This is a genomic window from Streptomyces sp. AC558_RSS880, from assembly GCF_019049255.1.
Classification (GTDB): Bacteria; Actinomycetota; Actinomycetes; order Streptomycetales; family Streptomycetaceae; genus Streptomyces.
This window is the reverse complement of the sequence record NZ_JAGMUJ010000171.1, coordinates 9403-10273: the sequence shown is the minus strand read 5'-3', so window position 1 is coordinate 10273 and position 871 is coordinate 9403. Positions and strand designations below refer to the sequence as shown.

At 71.6% G+C, this 871-nt stretch carries 1 protein-coding gene; it reads left to right on the top strand.

Annotated features, from left to right (window positions below; genetic code table 11):
- Positions 1-871, top strand: an 871-nt coding sequence (locus KUM38_RS42635; protein ID WP_254398444.1) for a polyketide synthase, incomplete at both ends; no start/stop codon positions are given.

Sequence of the window (871 nt, the reverse complement as noted above, 5' to 3'; positions counted from 1 at the left end):
GACGTCGTGGGAGGCGTTCGAGCGGGCCGGGATCGATCCGTCCGCGCTGCGCGGCAGCCAGACGGGCGTCTTCGCGGGCGTCATGTACCACGACTACGTCGATGGCACCGGACCGGCGAACGCGGAGGTCGAAGGCTATGCGCTGACCGGCAAGTCGGGCAGTGCCGTCTCCGGCCGGGTCGCCTACACCTTCGGGTTCGAGGGCCCCGCCGTGACCGTGGACACGGCGTGCTCGTCGTCCCTGGTGGCCCTGCACCTGGCCGGCCAGGCACTGCGCAGCGGCGAGTGCGCCATGGCCCTCGTCGGCGGTGTGACGGTGATGTCGACGCCGGAGGTGTTCGTCGAGTTCAGCCGTCAGCGGGGGCTGTCGGCGGACGGGCGGTGCAAGGCGTTCTCGGCCGCCGCGGACGGGACGGGGTGGTCCGAGGGTGTGGGTGTGCTGCTGGTGGAGCGGCTCTCCGACGCCCGGCGCCATGGGCATCGGGTGCTGGCGACGGTGCGTGGCACGGCGGTGAACCAGGACGGCGCGAGCAACGGTCTGACCGCGCCGAACGGCCCCTCGCAGCAGCGGGTGATCCGGCAGGCGCTCGCCAACGCGGGGCTCACCCAGCAGGACGTGGACGTGGTGGAGGCGCACGGCACCGGCACGACGCTCGGTGACCCGATCGAGGCGCAGGCGATCATCGCGACGTACGGCCAGGACCGTCCCGGCGAACGGCCGCTGTATCTGGGGTCGTTGAAGTCGAACATCGGTCACGCACAGGCCGCCGCGGGAGTAGCGGGCGTGATCAAGATGGTGATGGCGATGCGCCAGGGGGTGCTGCCGCAGACGCTGCACGTCACCGAACCGACCCCGCATGTGGACTGGTCA